The organism is Aquimarina rhodophyticola, assembly GCF_042434915.1.
Taxonomy (GTDB): domain Bacteria; phylum Bacteroidota; class Bacteroidia; order Flavobacteriales; family Flavobacteriaceae; genus Aquimarina.
In genome coordinates, this window is record NZ_CP170198.1 from 2,538,073 (window position 1) to 2,559,750 (window position 21,678).

Consider the following 21,678-nt stretch of genomic DNA (forward strand, 5'->3'; position numbering starts at 1 on the left):
AAATAAGAAGCATCAAGTTGATACAAGGAGACCACTCAACAACATTAAAGATAAACAGATGAAAAAAAGTATACTGCTAATTTTTATTGGATTATGTAATATTATAAACGCACAAGATAATCCAATTTTACCCATTGGCGATGGGGATTGTGGAACTAATCAGCCAATTAGGTACTATTTTGATGGCGATGGTGATGGTATTGGAAGCTTACGATATACATATGCCTGCCAACCTAATTTAGATATGAAATATTCTGCTACTAAAAATGGTGATTGTGATGATTCTGACCCTGATGTCTTAGATATTCCTCGTTACTGGTACCTTGATAGAGATCGAGATAAGGATGGAGATATCAATGATACCGCGCCTAAGTATCAATGCATACGCCCAATACATAGCAACTCAAATTATAGATACTCTCCAAACAATAGAGATTGTGATGATGGCAATCGAAATATACAACAATATGCATGGTATATTGATAGAGATGGGGATGGGGAAGGAGATGTGAATGCATATCCAAAATATAGCTGTGATCCCTATAAGGATCCTCAAAATCCTACTACTACATATGTGAGAACTAAATTAGATTGTAATGACACTGATGAATTGATAAAAATGAAAACATGGTATTTAGATACCGACGGGGATGGTTTTGGAGAGGCTGATCACGTAAAACAACAATGTACTGATCCCGGAGCGAATTATTATCCAGAGGCCAAAGATAAATGTCCCGATATACAAGGTACTGCCAATGGTTGTCCCCCGGCAGGAACCAATGTTCAAGAACTTTGGAACACTATAAAAGTTACCTCCTATAACCCTAAAGGAGCTATAACCGGACAAAACAAAACCTATTTTGATGCTTTAGGTAAACCCGTACAACAACAAAGCATGGACATCAAAACAGGTAAAACATGGGGCTCACAAATCCTTTATGATGCACAGGGAAGACCAGCGCTGCAAACCTTAAGCGCTCCTACCAATAACGATATTGCAACAGATTTCTTATATCGTGAAAATTTCTTTCAACGCTCTGACGGACAAACATTTTCTGCTCCGGATTTTGAAAACCTTCCGGAGAGTCCTGCCCTGGCAGGAACAGAAAGTAATAGTCTGGGATGGTATTACAGTTCAGACAACACAACCGAACCCTATCAGGATGCCACTCAACGCCCCTACTCTCGTACGATTTACAGTGAGCTAAATCCCGGTACTGTCTTAAAAACGATTGGCGGTAACAAAATCAACGGAGCATGGAAAAACGGCTATGTGTTTTCAATTCCGGCAGGTCAAGAGCTCGCTCAACCTGATGCCTTTAATGATCCTTTATACAACACCTATAAGGTCATCAAAACGGTATCTCGCAATGTGCATGGGGAAGAAAATGTAGTATTTACCGATACCGATGGCAATACCTTAGCTGCTGCGCGTAGTGGTGATAGCAATGCAGCTCCTCGATTTTCTACGCTTACCATCGGAGAACAGGGATATGTTGATATTCATATACCAAAAGGACGGGCTGGTATTACTATTACCAATCCAGGTGGTTTTACAATATATATGTACAATCTTATTACTGAAAATCGTGCCTATACCTCTACAAGTTTACCCAACGGATTTTATAGAATTGCGGTGGCAAATCCTGATGCATACAATCCTGTGAGCGCATCGATACAAATCAGATATCCCGAAAATTATTATGACTATAGTCTCAACTATTATGATAAGGCGGGGCGCTTAGTACGCAGTAAGCAACCGCTTAAAAAATTGGAAAGCACCTATACCTACAATTCCTTAGGGCAGTTAGAACAAACTACAAGTCAAGACGAAGGTACAGCACGGTTTTTATATCGCAAGGATGGGCAAATACGCTATTCGCAAAATAGCAAACAAGCGGCTGTAAACGAGGTATCCTTCACCTCCTACGATCAGCTTACACGTCCTATACAAAGCGGGGTGCTAACCAATACGCTTTTTAGTAGTCTTGATCCGAATGCTGCCTTGCCAGTTACTCCACTTAAAGAAGTTCATACCACTCAGTATGACAGCATTTCTCAAGATGATAGTACGCTATTAGTTTCGTTAAATGTACAGTATCACGTTCCCTCCTTTTTAACGGGCAATGTAGCTAAAACTTCGAACGAGCATACTACTACCTATTATAGTTATGATGTCTATGGACGCGTTAAGTGGATCGTACAAAACATCTCAGATATCGGATTAAAAACCATTGATTACATATACGATCCAGTGAGTAGTCAGGTAACACAGGTGATCTATCAAAAGGGGCACCCTACCGAACAGTTTATCCATAGATACACCTATGATCCGGCTAATCATAGTTTGGTCAAAGTTGAGACATCTCCTGATAATAGCACGTTTACCGAACATGCAGCTTATACCTATTACGAGAACGGCGCCTTAAAACGTATCAATCTGGCAAACGGATTGCAAGGTATTGATTATGTATATTCCTTATCCGGTGCCCTTAAAAGTATCAATCATCCAAGTCTCGAACAAGCTAACGATCCCGGGGGTGATGCCAATGATTTATTTGGAATGATCATCGATTATAATACGCACGATTTTAACCGTCCCCTACCCAATATCAAAAGTACAGACTATGGTACAGATCAGTTTAATGGGAATATTAAAGGTATCCGATGGAATACAGAAAACCCTATTGCAGCAGGCAAAGAAAATGTTTACACCTACGAATATAACCGTAACAATTGGTTAACACAGGCGGAATTTGGAGAATTCACCGGGGATTATAGCAGTGTGCCGACCATACAAGAAGATGAAACCGGTACAGCTGCACAAAATACCATCACAACCACTCAAGTTTTTCACACTGGTTATACCTATACCTACACCGCTAATGTTTCTATTGTCATGAAACCCGGATTTCATGCTAAAAGAGGAAGTAATATTACTGCTAAGATATCTGGATCCAAAGGAATGCGAGAGGTCAATGCCGGATCTTACGAGAGCAATGCTACCGATGATTACAAGGTAGATCAAATTACGTATGATGCTAATGGAAATATCCAATCCCTACACCGTAATAAGCATACCGAAGCAGGCAACAATAGTATGGATCAATTATCCTACACATATAAAACGGACAAACCCAACCAACTCCTACGAGTAGATGATGCGATAACGGCCCCTACCAATGCCGATGATATCAAGGATCAAACGGGGGATGTTAATGGTGAAAATTATAAATATAACACCATCGGACAGTTAGTAGAAAACATAGATGATAAAATTACGTATCTTTACAATGCCAGTGGATTGGTGACCGAGGTACAAAAAGACAAACAACCTCTGGTGAAGTTCTTTTACAATGACAAAGGGCATCGTGTTGTCAAGGAGTCGTATAATCCTATCAACGGAACGTTAAGCTATACAGAGCATTATGTACGTGATGCAGCTGGGACAGCGTTGGCTATTTATCGCGATGGACAAGTAGTTGAAAACACTATTTACGGAGCAGGGAGACTAGGGGTGCGTAAAGCTGATAATACACATCTTTACCAACTAACCGATCATCTCGGCAATGTACGTGCTGTTGTAGCAAGAGCAGCAGATGGTACACCCATAGCAAAAACAGCGACGGATTACTATCCTTTTGGAATGCCCATGCCAGGACGTAATGATGTAGGAGATTACCGTTATGCCTACCAGGGTCAAGAAAAAGACCCAGAAACTGGAAAGGAAGCTTTTCAGCTTAGATTATGGGATGCTAGGATTGGACGATGGTTGACTACAGATCCGTATGGGCAGTATAGTTCTCCGTATCTTGGGATGGGGAATAATCCTATGAATGGAACTGATCCTGATGGAGGGTTTTGGCAAGAACTAGGGAACTGGCTTGGTGGTAACGGTTGGATCAGTAATGAAGGATTGGATTATTTAAAAAACAATGGGATTACTAATTACAAGAGTCATCTTTCAAAAGATGTATTTAACCCTAATGGTTACCACACGGTTAGCTATGATAATTCTGATGGAGAGTTAACCTTTCATAGTTTTAAAAATGTCAATGATCTAAGAGTACAAAATGTTCATGGTTTTAAGTTAACTGCTGGTGCTCAAGCTGGATTTGATTTCTTAAAATCTTTTAGAATAGATGCTAATATTTTTGCTGTAGAATTATTATCTTACGATAGTAATAATGGTTGGTATAATACATTTGACTCTGAAACAAATGAATTTAAGATGGATTTTCTTAATTTTGGGATTGCTTACTCTGGATTAAATCTCCAAGGAGGCTTTAGCTTGACTAAAATTAAAAACAAAGGTCTTGGACATGCGGATTTTTCTGGGAATATACAAGGAGGTTATAGCTCTTTTTTTCAGTTTGGATATGATTTCAATGATGATAAACCTTTGGAAAATGGATACTATAATCAAAATGGCATGAGTTTAGAAGGAAAAGCAATAATTGGAATAGAATTATACAGTCATTCAAAAGTTCATCATGGTAAAAGAAACTAAGAAAAAATACAATCTCTATTCATCTTTAGGTATCATAATGAAATATATTAATCTGATTATGGTATTCGGGGTAACACTTATTATTTTGCTCAATATATTTCTCAAGTTGTCAATTGATTCTATTCCTTTATTAATTTTTTTAGGTCTTTTATTACTCTTATATATAAGAGTAATTTCGAAATTTAGAAACATTAGCTTTGACAAAGAGAAAGTTTATATTGAGAATAAAGAAGAAGTTTTATTTAAAGATATTAATAGTATTGAAAATGGAAAAATAAATTATCTTAATAGTAATGGTGATAATTTTAGGATAATTATAGCATATCATTTTTTTAAAAAAGAATATCAAATTTTAAAAGAGTTTCATTTTAATACAATTAATAATACAAAATAAAGTCCCCCCCGCTAGCGCTCGTCTGTGACGGGTGCCGTCAAAGATTGGTAAAGCGTAATTAGATAAAACAAAGGCTATAATGTAACTATTGTAGCTTTTTTTATTTTGATTGTATGAGTAGAAAACACAAGTTTCATAACAAATCTGGTTTATACTTTGTAAGTTTTGCAACAGTATATTGGATAGATGTATTTAGTAGAGAAAATTATTTATCAATATTAGCAAGCAGCTTAGGTTATTGTAGGAGACAAAAGAAGATGGAGATATACGAATATTGTTTTATGCCTAGTCATGTGCATTTAGTATTTCGCTGTGGTAATGAAGACCCATCAGGTAGGATACGAGATTTTAAAAAGTATACAGCAAAAAAAGTATTAAAAGCCATACAGGAAAATCCACAAGAGAGCAGAAAAGAATGGATGTTATGGATGTTTGCAAAGGCAGGAAAGGGAAAAAGTAATGTGAGTACATATCAATTCTGGCAACATCATAACAAACCTATCGAATTATGGACAGATAAAGTGATAGAACAAAAAATAGATTATATTCATAACAATCCTGTAGAAGCTGGTTTTGTAACTGATCCAATAGATTTTAAATATAGCAGTGCTAGAAATTTTCAGGATGACCACACTGTAATGGAGATAGATAGTGACGATTATTTATTAGGTTTGGCTAAATGAAATATGGCACAAGTTACAAACTTGCGCCAGCGAAGGTGGTAGCTATTTTTTAGAATAAATTGTATTTCACATTTGGTAATAAAAGCATGTTACAATACAGACAAAAGATCAGCTAATAAAATTATAAACAAAATAATAATTTATAAACTATCTTTGTTATGAATGTAAAAATGAATGTAATGGACTTATAAGCAGACATCAAATGGATATTGAAGGAGTTGAAGGATGTAAAAGATCCTACACTTAATAAAGCTTTTAAAAGTATGTTACAATACAAACAAAAGGTCAGCGAGTCCTCTTATGAAATATCTGATAATCATAAAAACATCTTAGATAGGCAATTAGTAGATCACAAGGCAAACCCTGATAGTGGCAGAAGTTGGAAAGATGTAAAATCTGGTCTACAGACAAAACATGGGTTATAAGCTGATTATTAAACCAAGAGCAGAATTAGATATTACAGAAGCTCTTGATTGGTATGCAGATAACACAGAACTATAACCAGAATTATTTAGTGAAATAGACGAGGTTCTCACTAGGATTGAAACAGATCCTGATAACTTTTAAAAACGATATAAAGCTACCAGAATTGTATTTACAGATCGCTTCCGTTATGGAGTTCACTATACTTTAGAAAATAAAAAAGTATATGTTCATGCCGTTCTACATACGAGCAGGAAACCAAGAAGTTAAAGCTTAGCTGCTTCCTTAGGTCGCAGCTCCCCTTAAATACCTATAGAGTGATCGCGAAAATTACAAAGCTGCGCTATCTCGAGTTTAGTTAAATAAAAATATGGCACAAGTTACAAGCTTGCGCCAGCGCGAGGCTCTTTTTGGTTTTGAAAGCAATGACGACACTAGATTAGGACAAAACACAAAAAGGTCGGAAGACCGTAGATGGAAGCAAAAATAAGAAAATCAAAGCATCGGACATCGGACTTCGGGCATCCAGCTGGCGCGAGCGAAATTAAGTAACGGCTAGCGCGTTACCTCTTGGCTCGTGCCGTCATAGATTGGTAGACAACAGTAAGAAATTATAGTAAAAACAGTCACGTTTGCAAAAGGAGATGATAGTAAAAAAAATAAAAATCAAAGCATCGGACAGCAGACTTTGGGCATCAAGTCAGATCTCGCTGACATGATAGCCTTTCCCGATCGCGCTGATATGATAGCGCGGAATTGCATTCCGTGCCTATAGAGATGAGCGATGAACTTAAAAAAATATCAAAGTCACATTCGTGAAAAAGATATGGCTATTTTGATTTTGAAAGCAATGTCAACAATAGCTTCTCCCAAAAAACAAAAAGCCGGAAGACCGTGTATCGTCCCAAAAGAAAAATTGCTTATTTTAATTTCCGCTACTCAAATCCTATGATAATTATCTTGCTTCTAGTATCTTTGATGGGTATAGCGATCTACATAACCATCTTAAATATGATTCACAATTTTTTTTATATAAGTTGTTGTTTGGCGGTGCTACTAAGCAGCTGTCAAACCTTAACCGTTGATAACGCTAGCATGCATCGTACAAATACTCCTCCTCTTGCCTTGGGTATTATTGGTATTCAGGATGCTAATTTATTTCGCGATGGGTTCAATACCATAGCAATTCCCACCTATACAGATCCTATACGTTTACGCCAATCGATACATACCTTTGATACTAAATCGTACAGTGCCTATAGCAAAGCCTATCCAACTAATCCGCAACACCTTCAGTTTATTGATTCTTTAGCACCAGAACAAAAACCAAAGTTCTTAACTTTAGAACTTGTGGATCAGGTTGCCATAACCTCAGCCTTGAAAGCAACAGAAAACAATGACACTAAAACATACATTCAGCATCAAAAAAAAGCACAACTTGTCAAAGCGGTTTCGATTGTGTTTCCGCAAACCGTAGTAAATGACATTCGTATGGCTGAGGCTTTGTATCTCACTACCAATTCTCAAAAACAATATGGATTATCATTGGTAAACGCAGGCAAACCGTATAAAACCATAGATTTTTCTCAAGGCACTGTCTTTGCTTACACGGTATCCAATTTCTGTTGGGGAGAGGATGAAAAACGAAAAACTGACATCTTTACACTCGTTGACGAAGCTGATTCCTGTCCTAAACGCACCTATCGTGATGCAGGTAAAGCCAAAAAAGAATTTGAATTCTAATCCAGTACTTTTATGAACCTGTCTGTAACCAAAATTAAAAACTTCAAAAAACACCTAGGCTATGCCGTTTTATGTGGAATTAGCTGTTTGGGATGTGAAGAAATACTGTTTGAAGAAGATCTGACAGAAGAAGAATTGCAACTGATCGCTCCCTTACCTGAGGCAGTAATCGAAACGACTCAGATAAATTTTAGTTGGGAGCCCGTTGCTCAAGCTTCAGGTTATCGCTTACAAATTGCAAAGCCTAGCTTTGTTAATGCTACGCAAATGGTACGTGATACAGTTGTTTTAGGCACAAATTTTACAACTTCACTAACAAAAAGCGATTATGAATGGCGCGTACGCGCAGAGAATGGTGGATCTGCGACAGCATTCGCATCTGCCAGTTTCAGCATAAAAGAGAGTGAAGATTTTACGTCACGAGAGGTCGTCCTACTTTCTCCTGGAGATAATTCAATTACCAATAAAAATACAGTGAGCTTACAGTGGGAGACTGTAACCGATGCTAATTTATATCGTATACAGCTACGCAAAGAGAATGAGGATTTAATTGTAGAAAATACCATCACCTCGACCAGTAGTCAACTTACTTTTCCTGAAGGAACAACTAACTGGCAAGTACGTGCAGAGAATACTACACAGAGTACATTATACAGTAAAAGAACGATAACCGTAGATACAAAAAATCCCAAACAACCCAATTTAACGGCACCTGTTAATCAAGCTACCTTGACCAGCGACAAAGTTAATTTTACCTGGACACGGGAGTTAGTATTGGGTACTACAGAGTTTGACAGTATTTATATCTATAAAAATCCAGAACTTACACAACTAGAAATTAAAGATGAGGTAACATCGCCAGTAGAAATTACCTTGACTACTGGCACTACCTATTTTTGGTTTATCAAAGCATTTGATGCAGCGGGAAACCAAAGCGAATCTAGTACGGTTTCTGAGTTTACAATAAACTAATAGCTATGCTCAAAGGAAAAAAAGCACTATATATTTTATTACCACTAGTTGCGATTATCTGGGGAGCAATTATCTATCAAATAATAGATACTTTCTCTGATCCCGAGTTAGCTTCTCAACATTCTAAAAAATTTTCAAAGCAAGCTTCGATAACTTTAAAAGAACGTGATACCTTTTCAATAAAAAAGCTTGCACGAGATCCTTTTTTGGGTACAGTGTATAAAAAGAAAATTCCTGTCAAAAAAAAGAATAATCACCCCGTGCAACCAACAATTAATTGGCCATCTATTCAATACAAAGGGCTTATTGCTGGAGAAAATTTCTTAAATTCTATTTTTTTAATAGCAGTCAACGGTCAAGAGTTGTTGATGAAAATTAAGGAACCACAATCGGGAGTGGAAATAATAAAAGGAACTACTACTCATGTGGTTTTAAAGTATAAAGGAAAACGAAAACAATTCCCTATTGACGAGTGAAGTTAGGATATAAAATAAAGGCTCAGGCTATACAATTAGCCTTATTGATTTCGGTATTAGTTGCTTTATTATTGGGTTCTTTCTTAATGCTAACTCATGTACAATCCTTTTTCAAGATTAAATCACAGGATACCATTACCATGATTCGTGAGAATAATCAAAGGATCTTCAGTACACTAAATATTCCTAGCAAATCAGACACATTATATAGTGAATCAAAAGATACGGCAATTAAACAACATTTTGCGTATCACGGTGCATGGTTAAAACAGTATACCGAACATAGCCAAGGATCAAAAAAAATTACCAAAGCTTTACTAATAGGAAGCGAAAGTAATGCTAACGCACCCAATTTGTATCTTGCAGATAGCTTTTCTCCTTTGGTAGTCGTAGGCTTTACCAATCTAAGTGGTAATCTATATGTGCCAGAACAAGGAATCAAACCTGGCACTATTTCGGGAACGTTTTATCAAAATTCACTAGTATCTACTGGTAAGACAATAAAAAGTAAACGTGAGCTACCAGAGTTGGACAGCCACTGGATAAATTATCTGAAGAAAGTTACGTCCGGACATCCCATACAGGGAGCAGAAGAAACTCCTTTATCACGCTCTGTCACGAACAGCTTTCTTAAGTTACCAAAATTGATTTTTAATACCGAGGATATTCATCTCACTAATCAAAACTTGGTTGGTAATATTATTATACAATCTGCTCAGAAAATTGTGGTCTATCCCGAAGCCAATTTAAAAGATGTACTTTTAATAGCACCTATTATTACGGTTCTGGATAACTCGGAAGGTAGCTTTCAATCCATTGCCACTAAACATCTAAGTGTTGGAAAGAATTGTAATTTACAATTCCCTTCATCCCTTGTTTTGTATGACAAATATCCCGTAACTAACTCAAGCAAACAGTTCAACAGAAATTTAGTTACAACCGCTTTAGTTGTTAAAAAAAATACCCGCATCGAAGGTTCGATAGTTTATTTACAGGCTGTACCACAACCTCCTTCAAGAATTTATGTGAATATGGAGTTCAATGATAAGGTTCATATTACTGGAGATGTATATTGCTTAGGAAATATTGGTTTTAAAGGTACTGTAAATGGATCAGTATACACAAATCAATTTGTTACCAAACATTTAGGTTCTAGCTACTTAAACCACATTTTAAATGGCAATATCCAGACTAATCCTGTTCCATTTTATTCAGGCTTACCATTAGCAAATACTTATAAAAGTATCGCAAAATGGTTATATTAAAGAAAATTAAAGGCGCAACCCTTATCGAAACACTCACGGCATCGGTGATTTTGATTCTTGTTTTTATGATCGCAAGTTTAAGTTTCAATACTGTATTTGGTAATCATATAGAACGTAATACAGGAAGAATTGAAAATCGTATAAATGAGCTGCATTACCAATACATTCATCGCAAAATAAAGCTTCCCTATTTCGAAACCTATGGAAAGTTTGAAATTGAGATTAGTATTAAGGATAGAAAAACAATAGCGGTGTACCGGAAGGATAGCAAAGAAAAAACACGAATTTTTTGTGGATATCATGAAATTAAATAACAAAATAGCAGCATTTACATTGACCGAAATTATGGTAGTCCTCGTTCTATCAACTATAGTTACAGGACTAGCCTTTTCTATTTTAAATATCGTTCAAAAAAATATGCGACAGATCGAAAGTAACTATAGTTATCAAACCCAATTACAAAGTTTAGAACTCGCACTCACCTTAGATTTCAATAAATATCCAAAAGCCCATTTGGAGATGAAAGATAGTATTTTGGTACTCTCATCCCCCATCGAAAAAAAACAATATTTATTTACAAAAGATAGTATTATAACATCTGACCAAACATACAATGTAGCTTATAAAAAAGCCATATTTTATTTCAAAGGAGATCGAGTATTCGAAGGTATTGTTGACGGCTTACAATTAACCTTTAATAAAACTTCTGATGATTATAGTATTTTTGTTTTTAAACATACTGATCCAGGAACATATTTTGACTATGGGCATAAAAATTAAAGAACATAACAAACCTATAAAGTCAAAACAGGCTTTTGATCTTTCTGTAATACTTACCAAAGAAATATCAATTGGTAGTAGTTTTAATGCTAAGAAAAAAGAACAGTGGTATACAGAGTTACATGTTTTATTAAAATCTGGAATTAACCTCAAAAATAGTCTAGAATTACTATCAGAAACTCAAAAAAAGGAGAAAGATCGTATATTGATGACTACTATGCTTAGGAAATTGATTCTAGGAGATGCATTTTCTAGCATTATAAAAGAAAGTAGAAATTTTAGTAAATATGAATACCATGCTATTCATATAGGAGAACAAACTGGTGAGCTAGCACAAATTTTTTTGGAGCTCAGTGAATTTTATAAGCGGAAAAACGATTTAAGAAAGGAAATCATTGCCGCATTAACCTATCCAATCATAGTATTATGTACCGCGTTATTAGTTATAGGCTTTATGCTAAACTTCGTAGTACCCATGTTTGTGGATATATTTAAGCAAAATAATGTCGAACTTCCTGCTATAACCAAAGGAATTATAAATTTATCGGACTTTTTCAGTACTTATGGATGGTATCTACTTATAGCAATCTTCATTGTTATAAGTACTCTATTCTATTTTTCAAAGAAAATATGGTATCGTAAATTCTTAAGTAGCCTACAGCTCAAAATACCTATTATCGGTGAATACTACCGAAAAATTTATATGGCTCAATTTACTCAAGCTTTATCCTTGCTAAGTTCAGCAAAAATATCAATGGTAGAAAGTTTGGAGTTAATTAAAGGAATGATAAATTTTTATCCGCTCCAAAAAGGGCTTGAAACTAGTGTAAACGATATTATAAAAGGAGATAAGTTAAGTTATGCTTTTTCAAAACATACAATTTTTGACAAAAAAATGCTTGCAATGTTACGTGTCGCAGAAGAAACTAATCAAACAGAATACATTTTTCAAAAATTAAACGAACAATACAATCAACAAGTACAACACCAATCTAAAGTTATCTCAAATGTATTAAATCCAATACTCACTATCCTGGTAGGTGTGATTGTAGGAGTGATTTTAATCGCGATGTATTTGCCAATGTTTAGGTTGAGTAGTGTAATTGGCTAATTAAATAGTTACAGATTCTTAAATATTTCAAAACATAAAACATTAACCAAAAAATAGAATGAAAAACATTACCTTACTTATCCTCTTATTCACGATCTCATATTATACAAATGCACAAGACTGTAATTGTAATTTAATTTCAAATAATTTAACTCTTGGCACTGGTACTGGTGAAGGAAAACTAATAACCTCTTTTAGTGATAATAAAATTTTTGATTTTTTTTATCCCAGGTATCGAGGAGGTTGGAAATGGACAACGAATAGTTCACAAGGAATTACTCAAATTATGGAACTTAGAAGCTACTATGACAAAGGAACAAATATTGACTTAACGCTGGGTAGTGGAAGTATAACTAAAAAAGCAAGGTTTATTACCAATATTGCTGATAATAGTGTTTTTGAATTTTTTATTCCACGTTGGCGGGGAGGCTGGAAATGGACCACCTCAACGAGTAACGGAACAATAACCGCTATGCAACTTCATAATAAACTTAATGGAGGTGATGTAGAATTACGTTTAGATGGTATAGTAATATCATCTGAAGTGAAAGTTCAGGCAACCGTCTGGCCTGATTTTGTTTTTGAAAAACATTACGACTTACCAACACTAGACGAAGTAGAAAAATATATAAAAGATAAAGGTCATTTAAAGGATATCCCCAGTCAAAAGGAAATAGAAAGGAATGGGCTTTTATTAGGTGAAATGAATGCCAAATTACTTCAAAAAATAGAAGAATTGACTATGTATACTATTGATCAGGAGAAGAAAATCGAAATTCAAAACTCGAAAACAACAAAGCTTGAAAAAGAAATGGAAGCATTGAACTTTTTGATCCAAAATTTGCTTGAAACAAGATAAGGAAGATTCCTTATCAAACAAAAACCTTCTCAAACGCTTGTTTTATTATTCGATCCTTAAATTCACCACATACCCTTCGTGATTACGAACATTAAAAACAGTATTATCCTCGAAGATAAGATACTGTCCTTTGATACCTTTTAAGACACCTGTATACTCAGGTGTTTTTTCTAAAGTTAAACTTTTTACTTTTTTAGGATACTCTAATACAGGAAAGTGAAGCTCGGTTTCAGTATTATTTTCTATAAAATAAGGTTGTGCTTCTTCTGGTAAAAATTCTTTTAGCTTCTGTTTAACCTCATTTAAATTTTCATCAACCACCTCATTTTTAAGCATCGTACGCCAATTGGTTTTATCACCTACATGATCTTTTAAAGCCACTTCTGCAATTCCGGCCAAATAACGATTAGGAACCTCAACCACTTCAATAGCTTCGTGTGCTCCCTGATCAATCCATCGAGTAGGCACCTGAGTTTTTCGCGTTACACCAACTTTTATGTTACTTGAGTTCGCTAGATATACGATATGTGGTTGTAGCTGCACTTTTTTTTCATAATCTAAATCACGATCCTCAATATCCAAATGTGCTGTGCTTAACTCTGGTCGCATGATCCAATCCCCAACTTGCGGTTGATTATAGAAATCATCATAACAATACCCTTGTCTAAAAATTTTCTTGTCCTTACCACAAGCCAAACATTGATAATGCTCAAATCGTATGTGAATCTGTTTATTTAATAACTGATTCATATGTATAAAATCATTGTCAAAAATTAAAAAGTACTGAATAGGATCTCCAATTTCGGTTTTCATTTTGGTTAGTACGCCCGTATATTGCATAAATGGTAAGCTATCTTTTAAATCAGTAAACAAAATGTATTTTTTTTATTACTTTAGATTTTTTTGAGGACTGATCATCTTTAAATTAGTAATATTACAGCATAAAGATACATTAAAAAATGCCAATCCCATTAGTCAATTCTATTGCCAGTTGGTTCTTAAAAAAAAGGTTTCATCAAATGGAACTTTTTTTAAAGTACCCAAATGAAGTTCAGCAAGAGCTACTTCACGTATTATTAGAAACTGCCAAAAATACCGAAATAGGTAAAGCATACAACTTTAGCAGTATTAATGACTATGAAACCTTTAAGAATCGTATCCCCATACGTTCCTACGAAGAGTACGAATCCATGATCGAACGCAGCCGATTAGGAGAGCATAATATTTATTGGCCAACGCCAATCAAATGGTTTGCCAAATCTAGCGGAACCACCAATGCTAAAAGTAAATTTATACCCGTAAGTCAACAATCACTCGAAGATTGCCACTTTGCAGCAGGCAAAGATCTATTGTGCATGTATCTTAATAACAATGAAAATTCAAAACTATTTACTGGTAAAAGTTTACGCTTAGGCGGAAGTAAAGAATTATATAAAAAGAACGGCACTTCGTTTGGAGATTTATCGGCCATCATTATTGATAATATGCCATTCTGGGCAGAGTTTAGTTCAACTCCCAGCAATGAAATTTCGCTCATGAGCGATTGGGAAGTCAAAATGCAGGCAATTGTCAATGAAACTATTCTAGAAAACGTAACTAGTTTGGCAGGTGTACCCTCTTGGATGTTGGTACTGCTCAACCAAGTTATGGAAACCACAGGAAAGTCTCACCTTTTTGAAACCTGGAATAATCTAGAAGTATATTTTCATGGCGGAGTAAGCTTTGAACCCTATCGCGAACAGTATACTAAGATCTTACCTCGAAAAGATTTTAGATATTATGAAATCTACAATGCCTCTGAAGGTTTTTTTGCCATACAAGATCAAAATGACTCATCAGAGCTTCTGTTGATGTTAGATTATGGTATTTTCTATGAATTTATTCCCATGACTACTTATGGTACAGAGGGTGCAACGGCCATCAATTTAAGTCAAGTCCAAGTTGGTATTAACTATGCTATTATAATTACCACAAATGCTGGTTTGTGGCGATACAAAATTGGTGATACCGTTCGTTTTACTTCTATTGCTCCTTACCGAATTAAAATTACAGGTAGAACAAAACATCATATTAATGTCTTTGGTGAAGAGCTAATAATCGAAAATGCTGAAGCTGCTTTGCGCGTTGCTACTAGAGAGGTACCATGCGAAATTGTCGATTACACCGTAGCTCCTATTTTTATGCAGGGAAAAGAAAAAGGTGCACACGAGTGGATCATTGAATTTAAAAATGCTCCCAAAGATTTACAGGCATTTACCCGCTCTTTGGATCTTAATTTACAAGCTATTAACAGCGATTATGAAGCCAAACGTTACAACAATACAACGCTTAATGAATTAACTGTACAAAAAGGTCGCAGAAATCTTTTTTATGATTGGCTCAAACAACACAATAAATTGGGAGGTCAACATAAAATTCCGAGATTATCAAATACTCGCAAATATGTCGAGGAACTATTAAAATTAAATGATAATTAGCGTTTTTTAAAAAAATTTTATCATCCTATTTGTGCTAAAAATTCACATAAAAATCACTTTTTTTTAACAATAAATACGGTTTTACCACCGAATAACTACGTTACAATTATCGTTTTTTTGATAAAAACTGTGTATTTTATCGATGAAATCAATCCTTTTGTCGAAAACTCTTGAAATATTTTTTTGGCTAAACGGTTTCATATTAAATTTGTTACCAGTAAGTTACATCTTTAAAACCCTTCTGCCCTATGAACCATTTAATTAAAGCTTTAGTTTTCGTGATTTCAATTGTAGCTGTTAACGCACAAGATAAAAGTATAACTTCTGGTGCAGAACAAAATTTTATAAAAACAATTGGTAATAGCATTGCAAAATCAATTGATCATGATAATGTTTTTTACAGTAAAATTTCAAAAGTAACTTTTTATGAGGCGCTGATCAGTCAAAATGAACTAAATATTCATCTTAATGATAGTGATAGGGTAGCCATTAAAAATACAGAGGAAATAATTCTTAACACAGTAAAGCAAACACTTTATACGGAAGTAAACTATTAATCATCTACATGATAGCAAGCTAGTAAAAGGAAAAATTTAACCGATCTGAAATTCAGTTCGGTTTTTTTATATTCTTATTAAAATGAAATTTTGGTGTATCCGCGTTTACTTCAATGTGCTTTACTAATTCATAGTTTATAGACCTCTCCATGATAGAAACCATTTCATTCTAAATTACTTCAATTATATTTATAACGTAACTTTATACTATGAGATAACTAGTTTTATAACCGATCCTATCGATTGAAAATATAGCAGTGCAAGAAATTATCAAGATGATCATACAATTTTAGAAATTGACACCGATGGATTTTTACTTGGATTGGCATAACAATATAGAGGTCGGAACGAGCGAGACGCTCGCGCTAACGGGGGAAACACAGGTGGGTAAAATTCAAGAAATAACTAATAATCAATCTATAGTAGATGAAGGTAAATATTTAGTTTTTGATTATAAATTTATAGAAGAAACAACTACTATATAGGTTAGCGAGGCTCAAAAGGAATTAAACGATAAAGAGTTGAAACTTGGGATCTACTTATTTGCCAAAATATTAAATGAGTCTGATATAGAGAGTGAAATCTTTAAAAATTTTATAAATAAAATAAAAGAGTCAGAGATTAACTTCTTAGAAGAGTTGAAAGAAAAAATTGAAGCTAATGAGAACGATCGTGATATTGTTAGTTTTTTAATTAAAAAATTAGAAGAACTGTTTGCTAAAATATTAATTCAAAATATATAAATTATGATGAGAGAAGTTAGAACACTTTCATTAGTTCTTTTTTGTTTAGGATTATATGTCTTCATTTTTTTTGATGACTGGATGACGTATGATTTTGTAAACCGTACTGTGGGTTCTAAAAATAGAGGTTGGCGCTTAGTCGTATATACCATTACACAGAATAACATAGGTTATTGGAGTGTTCGAACATTTACCTTACTTTTTAGTTTATGGTTTGGGTACGACTTTATAGATGGAATTAGAAATAAAAAAACAAAGTAGTTCTATCAGACAAAAGATATTCAATGAAATATAATTATATGAATAAAGACAGAAAATACAATTGGGTGGCTTTACTATTTTTTTTAGCAGGACTCTATATGTTTATTTTTTTCGAAGACTTTGTGTTTGATGAAAATTACATAGACAGTGCTATTACTACAAAAGATAGAGGAGTTCGCTCTATTATTTATGTTATTACTCAAAATAAATATGGCTTCTGGATAATGAGGTGTATACCACTTATCGTTGGTTTTGCATTTGGAAAAGAGTTTTTAGATGGAGTAAAAAGAGAAGCGAAGTAATGTAAGAAGTTTTACATATCAACATTAACTAAAAAAATTTTAGAATGAATAGGAAGTATTAACTTTCGATATATATGAAAGGAAAAATGCTTATATAAGTTTAACGGCGCGAGCGAGACGCTAGCGCTAGCGGGGGAGCCAATGTTGAGATCACGGGAGGTGGAAGAATTGAATATCCTTATAAAGGAAATTTAGATGAAATATCAGGCGAGCTATATATTAACCCATTGATGTATAATCTAACTGCTACAGCTCAATTAGGACCTTTAAGTAAAGATTTTAAATATTCAGATATTCTTTGGGAAATAAGGATGTCAAAGAAAATTATTTATAATATGAAAACTGAATTAACAAGAATTGAATAGATGAGAATAGAATATAAAATATTTCTTACAATTTTGTTTACAACATTGAGTGTACCCTCTCTACTTTTTTCTTGGTTACTGATGAAGATTGAGTATCAGGAATATTTCTTATATGGCGATATTAAGGCTGCAAAAATTGTTAATATTGATTCAGAGCCAAGTTCTAGTTCTGGAGAATATGGAGTAGATTATACATTTGAGATAGAAATTTTGAATGATTCAGAATTTGACAAAAAAAGATATTTAATATTTATTTTAGTCAATCATGATTCTGCGTTACAAAACAACAATGACATTAAATTTGTAAGCAATGCGAAAATAAATGATTTAATTTCTGTAAAAATTATGAACGATCATCAAGCTAAAGTTTTAAATTGGAATGACAAAGAAATTAATAAAAAAACAAACTATCATGATAAGTTTTGGACATGGATTTTGATATGTTTTTTGCTTGGAATATCTTTTTTGTTATATTATAAAATAGTTAAAATAATAAAAAAATGAAATATTTACTTTTTAGTTTCTTATTTATATGTTGTTTTTGCAATTCATTCTGTTAAAAGCTACAATTTGATTGTGCTAATACAATAAGAATTAACCAGAATGTGTCTAATATTAGAGTTTTCAAATACCCTGAAGCAGTTAGAGCAAAAAAGATTAATAAATTCAGGGATGTCGTTAATGAAACTCCAGAACAGTTGATGAGTTCTGTTTTGTCAGCTTCAAATTTGGAATGGTATAACTTTAATAGAGAAGAAAAAGTCCCTCTGTCGCTCGTTTGAGCGAAGCGGAAACGAGTGACGAAATAATAAAAAGCGTTTATAATTCCTCTGGACTTCTAGATGAAGTTAAAAACTTAACTCCTAATGAAAGCCAATATGTTCTTTGGTTGCATATAGATAATGAAGGCTATCTCAACTTCAAAAATATAACCCCAGCTAGCGCGAGCGTCTCGCTCGTTCCGGCGAGAGTAAGAAGTTAAGATAAAGATTAAAAAGAAAAGAATAATAAAACAATGAGCAAAAAATATAAATTCCACAATCCATCAGCAGCTTATTTCATAAGCTTCGCTACTGTGTATTAGATAGACGTGTTTACCCCCGCTAGCGCGAGCGTCCCTCTCGTGCCGGTAAGAGTAAGAAGATTGAGATAAAATAGAATAATAAAACAATGAGCAGAAAATCTAAAGAATACTACAATACTTAAAGGATATCTATTTTAAATAGAATGAATTAAAATTGTTCTAAGACATTGTAATTTGTTAATTTTATCTTAATTTTGGCCTTGCTAAACCTACACTATTGAAACCAACTTTACTCCTTCTATTTTTTAGTTTTGTATGGATAACCTTTGGACAAGATATGTCTCAAATAGGAAAAGCACCTTTGCTTAAAGTAAATGGTGGAGTTTCGGCTAATGGGATATACTATGATGGATCAGCAAATAGAGAACCTTTTACCTATTTTTTAAATGGTAATCTTAATTTTAATATTAGTGGTATTTATAACATTCCGCTATCTTTTTCCTATACGAATCAGGAATTTGCATATAATACTCCCTTCAAAATTAATCGTCTTAGTATTCACCCTTCCTATAAATGGGTAGCTACCCACATCGGGGATGTTTCTATGACCTTTTCTCCTTATACAGTAAGTGGTCATCAATTTACAGGCTTTGGAGTAGACCTTACACCAAATAAACCTTATAAAATAAGTGCTTTTTATGGTCGATTGCTTAAAGCTACCGAATACAATAATGAATTTCCAGAAGCGACACCCGCTTATCGTCGTATGGGGTATGGCGCAAAGGCTTCGTACGAATTTGATAGAATAACGGTTGGCGTCATTGCATTTGGAGCCAAAGATGATAAAGAATCATTACAGTTTCCTATTCCTTCAGATTTAAATTTTACGCCTAAACAAAATGTAGTACTTAGCGTAGAATCATCCATTCAAGCAACAAAAAATTTAAATTTCCACGTAGAAATAGCACAAAACGCCATTACAGAAGATACCGAGGATCAAGGCAGTTCGAATAAAGGTAATGCCATGAATATTCTGATCAATGATAATAGTACCACTCAATATTACAGGGCTTTTAATACTAACTTTACTTATGCAATTGGTAAGGGAACCGTGGGAGCTGGCTATGAACGTATTGACCCAGAATATCGCACGTTTGGTGCGTATTTTTTTAACAACGATCTCGAAAATATAACCCTTAATGCATCCCAAACCTTATTTGGCGGAACTGTATCTTTGGCTGCTAATGCAGGTTTGCAACGTGATGATCTTAGAGATAAAAAAGATACGCAATCCACCAGAGTAGTTTCTTCATTTAATACTACAGTAAATGCTTCAGAGCGTTTCAATATTGCAGCTAGCTATTCGAACTTTCAATCATACACCAATATTCGTAGTGTATTTGATGAAATTAACGAGGTCGATCCTTTAGAAAATTTGGATACCTTGGATTTTAGACAAATTTCACAAAATGCTACCCTTCAACTGGGATATATCCTTTCGCAAGATCCAAAAAAACAGCAAAATATAGGGCTAAGTCTAACCTATCAAACCACAAAAGATGAACAAGGCACGGCTGCAAGTACCAACACTCAATCGAATTTTTATAACGTCGCCGCCAACTATAGCATTGGCTACCCAGAGCGTGCACTTACCATTAGTAGCGCATTGAACGCTGCTTATAATGAACTGGAAGAGAACAGAGGCTTAACTATAGGTCCTACTATTAATGCGAACAAACAGTTTTTTGACAAACAACTTAGAACCGGACTTTCTGCTTCTTATAATGAGACACTCAATAATGGTACTTCTCAAGGGAGCGTGACTAGTATACGAGCTAATGCAGGTTATACATATCAAGAAAAACATAATTTTATGCTCAGCGCACTATCGCAACTGCGAAAAACCGAAACAACTGGTAGTCAGCATGATTTTACCCTTACTTTTGGGTACGCGTATTCCTTCGACATCAAAAAAGCCGAGATTCGTTTTCAAAAGCGTGCAAATGCCAAGGATAACAAAGCTTTAGACTCTATATCTAAACAAAAATTTACACGTTTTAGATATCGTGATAAAATTTATGAAGGTAATCCAATAGCTATTGTTGAACAGTTAGAGACCCTTACCAACAAAGAATATCTTGATGATCATAAAGCCTTTTCAAAAGAACTGATTAAAAGCCAATTAGCTAATCTCAAAATAAAAGCTATACAAACGATCGATTTTAAGAATCTGGCGTTGGATTATCTTGATAGCTTGTATGTACGCAAAGATTTTATACCAACTTATCGCGAATCGCTATTATTTGTAACCTTAACACTTAAAAAAGAGCTTTTTGAAAAAGAGATGGTAATGAAAGAGCGTTTTAGTTATGCCAAAAGTCAAATGGAACAACACAAATTGCATACTGTATCTAAAGATGAACAGATAGTTACAACAACAGATGAGCAAACTACTTACAGCGAACTTCAAAACAAATATACCATAGAGGCTGATCGTATGGAAGCCTATTTGTACCTAAGAGTTGCAGTGGATGAACTGCGAAAAGCGGTAGTATCGCAAGCAAAATCGCACCAACCGCTACTCGAATTACAAGCTCAAACAGCTGAATCTGTGTTTGATATTGCGCAAAAAACCAAGAATTTAGAAAAAATTAACATATATTTAGAGGAACAAATCATTGCCTTTTTTGATGATCGTTATCAAAACGGAATCGATTAAACTTTGATGCTCCC

The 21,678-nt window shown here is 34.4% G+C and carries 21 protein-coding genes and 1 pseudogene; 21 read left to right on the forward strand and 1 reads right to left on the reverse strand.

The annotated features are described in order from the left end of the window. The first annotated feature begins 58 nt into the window (after positions 1-58). The 12 genes from ACE939_RS11005 (at position 59) to ACE939_RS11060 (ending at position 13,216) form a co-directional block, all read left to right on the forward strand. Positions 59-4,510: an RHS repeat domain-containing protein gene (locus tag ACE939_RS11005; protein ID WP_378185630.1), complete on the forward strand. Its 4,452-nt coding sequence runs from the start codon at positions 59-61 to the stop codon at positions 4,508-4,510. Beyond that, on the forward strand, positions 4,494-4,904 hold the full coding sequence (locus ACE939_RS11010; protein WP_378185631.1) for a hypothetical protein: 411 nt from the start codon (positions 4,494-4,496) through the stop codon (positions 4,902-4,904). The genes ACE939_RS11005 and ACE939_RS11010 overlap by 17 nt, the downstream gene beginning before the upstream one ends. A 113-nt stretch (positions 4,905-5,017) precedes the next feature. After that, positions 5,018-5,587 (forward strand): transposase, encoded by a 570-nt coding sequence (locus ACE939_RS11015; protein ID WP_378185632.1) that lies wholly within the window; start codon positions 5,018-5,020, stop codon positions 5,585-5,587. Between the two features lie 263 nt (positions 5,588-5,850). Then, positions 5,851-6,012, forward strand: a complete 162-nt coding sequence (locus ACE939_RS11020) for a hypothetical protein (RefSeq protein WP_378185633.1) — start codon at positions 5,851-5,853, stop codon at positions 6,010-6,012. A 1,093-nt stretch (positions 6,013-7,105) separates the two neighbouring features. Then, positions 7,106-7,753, forward strand: coding sequence for a hypothetical protein (locus tag ACE939_RS11025; protein ID WP_378185634.1), 648 nt, complete (start codon positions 7,106-7,108; stop codon positions 7,751-7,753). 12 nt (positions 7,754-7,765) lie between these two features. Next, a complete protein-coding gene (locus tag ACE939_RS11030) occupies positions 7,766-8,725 on the forward strand; it encodes a hypothetical protein (protein WP_378185635.1) in 960 nt (319 codons plus the stop codon). A gap of 5 nt (positions 8,726-8,730) precedes the next feature. Next, on the forward strand, positions 8,731-9,201 hold the full coding sequence (locus ACE939_RS11035; RefSeq protein ID WP_378185636.1) for a hypothetical protein: 471 nt from the start codon (positions 8,731-8,733) through the stop codon (positions 9,199-9,201). Further along, entirely contained in the window at positions 9,198-10,466 is a 1,269-nt protein-coding gene (locus ACE939_RS11040) for a hypothetical protein (RefSeq protein ID WP_378185637.1), read from the forward strand. The genes ACE939_RS11035 and ACE939_RS11040 overlap by 4 nt, the downstream gene beginning before the upstream one ends. Next, on the forward strand, positions 10,454-10,780 hold the full coding sequence (locus ACE939_RS11045) for a Tfp pilus assembly protein FimT/FimU (protein WP_378185638.1): 327 nt from the start codon (positions 10,454-10,456) through the stop codon (positions 10,778-10,780). Before ACE939_RS11040 ends, ACE939_RS11045 begins: the two co-directional genes overlap by 13 nt. Continuing rightward, on the forward strand, positions 10,767-11,246 hold the full coding sequence (locus ACE939_RS11050; protein ID WP_378185639.1) for a type II secretion system protein J: 480 nt from the start codon (positions 10,767-10,769) through the stop codon (positions 11,244-11,246). The genes ACE939_RS11045 and ACE939_RS11050 overlap by 14 nt, the downstream gene beginning before the upstream one ends. Beyond that, the gene (locus tag ACE939_RS11055; RefSeq protein ID WP_378185640.1) at positions 11,230-12,357 is read left to right on the forward strand and encodes a type II secretion system F family protein; all 1,128 of its coding nucleotides are present in this window, start codon (positions 11,230-11,232) and stop codon (positions 12,355-12,357) included. The genes ACE939_RS11050 and ACE939_RS11055 overlap by 17 nt, the downstream gene beginning before the upstream one ends. A 58-nt stretch (positions 12,358-12,415) precedes the next feature. Continuing rightward, entirely contained in the window at positions 12,416-13,216 is an 801-nt protein-coding gene (locus ACE939_RS11060; protein WP_378185641.1) for a hypothetical protein, read from the forward strand. A 45-nt stretch (positions 13,217-13,261) separates the two neighbouring features. On the opposite strand, the gene ACE939_RS11065 is transcribed toward ACE939_RS11060, so the two are convergent. Then, positions 13,262-14,056: a DUF2797 domain-containing protein gene (locus ACE939_RS11065; protein ID WP_378188440.1), complete on the reverse strand. Its 795-nt coding sequence runs from the start codon at positions 14,054-14,056 to the stop codon at positions 13,262-13,264. A gap of 119 nt (positions 14,057-14,175) precedes the next feature. Here ACE939_RS11065 and ACE939_RS11070 point away from each other — a divergent pair, with 119 nt between their 5' ends. The 9 genes and pseudogenes from ACE939_RS11070 to ACE939_RS11110 all read left to right on the forward strand — a co-directional run bounded on the left by ACE939_RS11070 (position 14,176) and on the right by ACE939_RS11110 (position 21,664). Further along, positions 14,176-15,693 carry a GH3 auxin-responsive promoter family protein gene (locus tag ACE939_RS11070; protein WP_378185642.1) on the forward strand — a complete coding sequence of 506 codons (1,518 nt, stop codon included), beginning with the start codon at positions 14,176-14,178 and terminating at the stop codon, positions 15,691-15,693. Between the two features lie 248 nt (positions 15,694-15,941). Continuing rightward, positions 15,942-16,250: a hypothetical protein gene (locus ACE939_RS11075; RefSeq protein WP_378185643.1), complete on the forward strand. Its 309-nt coding sequence runs from the start codon at positions 15,942-15,944 to the stop codon at positions 16,248-16,250. Between the two features lie 305 nt (positions 16,251-16,555). Continuing rightward, the gene (locus ACE939_RS11080) at positions 16,556-16,735 is read left to right on the forward strand and encodes a hypothetical protein (RefSeq protein WP_378185644.1); all 180 of its coding nucleotides are present in this window, start codon (positions 16,556-16,558) and stop codon (positions 16,733-16,735) included. Between the two features lie 36 nt (positions 16,736-16,771). Continuing rightward, positions 16,772-16,993: a hypothetical protein gene (locus ACE939_RS11085; RefSeq protein ID WP_378185645.1), complete on the forward strand. Its 222-nt coding sequence runs from the start codon at positions 16,772-16,774 to the stop codon at positions 16,991-16,993. Positions 16,994-16,996: 3 nt separating this feature from the next. Continuing rightward, entirely contained in the window at positions 16,997-17,254 is a 258-nt protein-coding gene (locus ACE939_RS11090; protein WP_378185646.1) for a hypothetical protein, read from the forward strand. Between the two features lie 38 nt (positions 17,255-17,292). Continuing rightward, on the forward strand, positions 17,293-17,556 hold the full coding sequence (locus ACE939_RS11095) for a hypothetical protein (protein ID WP_378185647.1): 264 nt from the start codon (positions 17,293-17,295) through the stop codon (positions 17,554-17,556). Positions 17,557-17,921: 365 nt separating this feature from the next. Continuing rightward, positions 17,922-18,425 carry a hypothetical protein gene (locus ACE939_RS11100; RefSeq protein WP_378185648.1) on the forward strand — a complete coding sequence of 168 codons (504 nt, stop codon included), beginning with the start codon at positions 17,922-17,924 and terminating at the stop codon, positions 18,423-18,425. Between the two features lie 511 nt (positions 18,426-18,936). After that, positions 18,937-19,002: pseudogene (locus ACE939_RS11105) on the forward strand (transposase); the annotation flags it as partial. A gap of 220 nt (positions 19,003-19,222) precedes the next feature. Beyond that, positions 19,223-21,664 carry a hypothetical protein gene (locus ACE939_RS11110; protein WP_378185649.1) on the forward strand — a complete coding sequence of 814 codons (2,442 nt, stop codon included), beginning with the start codon at positions 19,223-19,225 and terminating at the stop codon, positions 21,662-21,664. The last annotated feature ends 14 nt before the right edge of the window (positions 21,665-21,678 follow it).

What these genes read in the sequence shown, in the direction of transcription:
- ACE939_RS11005 (WP_378185630.1), top strand. Translation starts at nt 59, where the DNA reads ATGAAAAAAAGTATACTGCTAATTTTTATTGGATTATGTAATATTATA.
- ACE939_RS11010 (WP_378185631.1), top strand. Translation starts at nt 4,494, where the DNA reads ATGGTAAAAGAAACTAAGAAAAAATACAATCTCTATTCATCTTTAGGT.
- ACE939_RS11015 (WP_378185632.1), top strand. Translation starts at nt 5,018, where the DNA reads ATGAGTAGAAAACACAAGTTTCATAACAAATCTGGTTTATACTTTGTA.
- ACE939_RS11020 (WP_378185633.1), top strand. Translation starts at nt 5,851, where the DNA reads ATGTTACAATACAAACAAAAGGTCAGCGAGTCCTCTTATGAAATATCT.
- ACE939_RS11025 (WP_378185634.1), top strand. Translation starts at nt 7,106, where the DNA reads ATGCATCGTACAAATACTCCTCCTCTTGCCTTGGGTATTATTGGTATT.
- ACE939_RS11030 (WP_378185635.1), top strand. Translation starts at nt 7,766, where the DNA reads ATGAACCTGTCTGTAACCAAAATTAAAAACTTCAAAAAACACCTAGGC.
- ACE939_RS11035 (WP_378185636.1), top strand. Translation starts at nt 8,731, where the DNA reads ATGCTCAAAGGAAAAAAAGCACTATATATTTTATTACCACTAGTTGCG.
- ACE939_RS11045 (WP_378185638.1), top strand. Translation starts at nt 10,454, where the DNA reads ATGGTTATATTAAAGAAAATTAAAGGCGCAACCCTTATCGAAACACTC.
- ACE939_RS11050 (WP_378185639.1), top strand. Translation starts at nt 10,767, where the DNA reads ATGAAATTAAATAACAAAATAGCAGCATTTACATTGACCGAAATTATG.
- ACE939_RS11055 (WP_378185640.1), top strand. Translation starts at nt 11,230, where the DNA reads ATGGGCATAAAAATTAAAGAACATAACAAACCTATAAAGTCAAAACAG.
- ACE939_RS11060 (WP_378185641.1), top strand. Translation starts at nt 12,416, where the DNA reads ATGAAAAACATTACCTTACTTATCCTCTTATTCACGATCTCATATTAT.
- ACE939_RS11065 (WP_378188440.1), bottom strand. Translation starts at nt 14,056, where the DNA reads ATGCAATATACGGGCGTACTAACCAAAATGAAAACCGAAATTGGAGAT.
- ACE939_RS11070 (WP_378185642.1), top strand. Translation starts at nt 14,176, where the DNA reads ATGCCAATCCCATTAGTCAATTCTATTGCCAGTTGGTTCTTAAAAAAA.
- ACE939_RS11075 (WP_378185643.1), top strand. Translation starts at nt 15,942, where the DNA reads ATGAACCATTTAATTAAAGCTTTAGTTTTCGTGATTTCAATTGTAGCT.
- ACE939_RS11080 (WP_378185644.1), top strand. Translation starts at nt 16,556, where the DNA reads ATGGATTTTTACTTGGATTGGCATAACAATATAGAGGTCGGAACGAGC.
- ACE939_RS11090 (WP_378185646.1), top strand. Translation starts at nt 16,997, where the DNA reads ATGATGAGAGAAGTTAGAACACTTTCATTAGTTCTTTTTTGTTTAGGA.
- ACE939_RS11095 (WP_378185647.1), top strand. Translation starts at nt 17,293, where the DNA reads ATGAATAAAGACAGAAAATACAATTGGGTGGCTTTACTATTTTTTTTA.
- ACE939_RS11100 (WP_378185648.1), top strand. Translation starts at nt 17,922, where the DNA reads ATGAGAATAGAATATAAAATATTTCTTACAATTTTGTTTACAACATTG.